The sequence below is a fragment of the Bradyrhizobium sp. genome, assembly GCF_019242285.1.
Lineage (GTDB): Bacteria > Pseudomonadota > Alphaproteobacteria > Rhizobiales > Xanthobacteraceae > Bradyrhizobium.
Window position 1 is genome coordinate 1 of the sequence record NZ_JAFAVV010000688.1, and the last position, 2,574, is coordinate 2,574.

2 protein-coding genes are annotated in these 2,574 nt (G+C 67.4%); both read left to right on the plus strand.

The features are described 5' to 3' along the window. The coding region (locus JOY90_RS27840) for a GMC family oxidoreductase (RefSeq protein ID WP_291694309.1) at positions 1-1,355 on the plus strand (1,355 nt) is incomplete at its 5' end. Between the two features lie 16 nt (positions 1,356-1,371). Beyond that, a complete protein-coding gene (gene hemC, locus JOY90_RS27845) occupies positions 1,372-2,352 on the plus strand; it encodes a hydroxymethylbilane synthase (protein ID WP_291694310.1) in 981 nt (326 codons plus the stop codon). Positions 2,353-2,574: the final 222 nt, after the last annotated feature.

Consider the following 2,574-nt stretch of genomic DNA (forward strand, 5'->3'; position numbering starts at 1 on the left):
GCAAGGTGCTCGGCGGATCGAGCTCGATCAACGGCCTGCTCTACGTCCGCGGCCAGCACGAGGACTATGACCGCTGGCGCCAGCGCGGCAATGTCGGCTGGGGCTATGATGATGTGTTGCCTTATTTCAAGAAGGCGGAGGACCAGCAGCGCGGCGCCGATGAATATCACGGCACCGGAGGGCCGTTGTCGGTGTCGGACTGGCGGCACGACGATCCGTTGTCGGAAGCTTTCGTCAAGGCCGCAGTCGAGACCGGCATTCCCTTCAATCCGGATTTCAACGGCGCGAGCCAGGAAGGTGCCGGCTTCTTCCAGACCACGACGCGGCGCGGCCGCCGCGCCAGCAGCGCGTATTCCTATCTGCGCCCAGCCAGGGGCCGCGGCAATCTCGGGATCGAGACCTCGGCGCTGGCGAAGCGCATCCTGTTCGAGGGCCGCCGCGCCGTCGGCGTCGAGTACCTGCACAATGGCCAGGTGCGCACCGCGCGGGCGCGCAGGGAGGTGCTGGTCTCGGGCGGCGCCTACAACTCGCCCCAGCTTCTGCAGCTCTCCGGCGTCGGGCCGGCAGAGCTGTTGAAGAGGCACGGCATCGACGTGGTGCTGGACGCCGCCGGCGTCGGCAACGACCTGCAGGATCATCTGCAGGTCCGCATCGTGACGCGTTGCGCGCAGAAGATCACCCTCAACGACGTCATCAATCATCCGGTGCGCCGGACCTTCGCGGGCCTGCGCTATGCGGCGTTCCGCAACGGCGCGCTGACCATCGCCGCAGGCACCTCGGGCGCCTTCTTCAAGACCGATCCGCGACTGGCCACGCCGGACATCCAGATCCACTTCATCCCGTTCTCGACCGACAAGATGGGCGAGAAGCTGCATTCCTTCTCCGGCTTCACCGCCTCGGTCTGCCAGTTGCGCCCCGAGAGCCGCGGCTCGCTCCGGATCAGGAGCGCCGACCCGAGCCAGCCGCCGGAAATCCGCATCAATTATCTTGCGACCGAGACCGATCGCGCCGCCTTCATCGACGGCATCCGAATCCTGCGCAAGATCCTGGCGGCGCCCGCGTTGAAGCCCTATTGCGTCGACGAGGTCTATCCCGGTGCGAAGGTGACCTCCGACGAGGACATCCTCGATTTCTGTCGCAAGACGGGCGCCACGGTCTATCATCCGACGTCGACCTGCCGGATGGGCAACGATCCGCTCGCCGTGGTCGACCAGCGCCTGAAGGTGCGCGGCCTCGAGGGCCTGCGCGTGGCCGATGCCTCGGTCATGCCGGACCTGATGTCGGGCAACACCAATGCGCCGACCATCATGATCGCGGAGAAGGCGTCCGACATGATCCTGGAGGACGGGCGATGAGTTGGGAGCGTGGCTCATGAGCGACGTCTTTCGGATCGGCACGCGCAAGAGCGTAATGGCGCTCGCGCAGACGGAGGAGATCGTCCGGCGGCTGAAGGCGACCGTTTCCGGCATCGCCGTCGAGATCGTCAAATTCGAGACCACGGGCGACATCGACCAGGTCGGCAAGCTGCTGCCGCATGGCGGCAAGGGCGGCGCGTTCGTCGCCCAGATCCGCGACGCGATGCGGCGCGGCGAACTGCACGCGGCGATGCATTCATTGAAGGACATGCCGGGCAACGAGGATACGCCCGGGCTCGTGATCGGCGCGACGCTGCCGCGCGATCCGCCCGGCGACGCGCTGGTGCTGCGGCCGGGCCTGTCGCTGGACGAACTGAGGCGCACACGCGGCGACGGCTTTTCGATCGGCACCAACGCGGTGCGGCGCGCGGCCTATGTGCGGCGGCTGTTTCCGGAGATCGAGGTGATCCATTTCCGCGGCGCCGCCGACACGCGCGTGCGCAAGCTCGATCAAAGCGAGCCGCAGCGATTGCCCGGCGGCGGTGCAGTGGGACCTGCGGATGCGCTGATCATGGCGCGCTCGGGGCTGATGCGCGTCGGCCTCGCCGACCGCATCGTCCATGAATTCACGCCGGCGGAGATGCTGCCGGCGGTCGGCCAGGGCATCGTTGCGGTAGAATGCGCCGCGCAGGATTTCGACACCAGAAAGCTGCTGGCGGCGATCGACGATCCCTCTGCGCACGCCTGCGCCGACGCCGAGCGCGAGGTGCTCTGGGTGCTGAACGGTCATTGCAACTCGCCGATCGCGGGATTTGCCGAGATCAAGGGCGACGCCATGGCGCTCACCGCATCGGTGCTGGATCTCGGTGGCGAGCGCATCATCGAGACCTCGCGCACCGGGCCCGCCAGCCGCCCGCGCGAGCTCGGCCGCGCGGTCGGGCTCGAGCTGCTCGCCCGGGGCGCCGCCGATATCATCGAGCGCAGCCGCCCGGTGTGATCGGCGCCGATGATCGTCGTTTCTTGTCGCGACTGCCGCAGGGTGGGCAAAGGAGCGTGTGTCCGGCTCTGTCGGATGTGGCCGCTTTGCCCACCCTGCGGGCTGAGCTCGCAATGACGGTGTTGAGGCATAGGTCCACATTCTCGCGACGGGATTCGTCCGAGCTTTGCCAAGACATCGCCCTCGAAATCAGGGAGGGCGCAGGGAATGCCGGGTGGTTCA

Bases quoted from the DNA above. Each gene is read 5' to 3' on its own strand.
- hemC (WP_291694310.1), top strand. From the start codon at position 1,372: ATGAGCGACGTCTTTCGGATCGGCACGCGCAAGAGCGTAATGGCGCTC.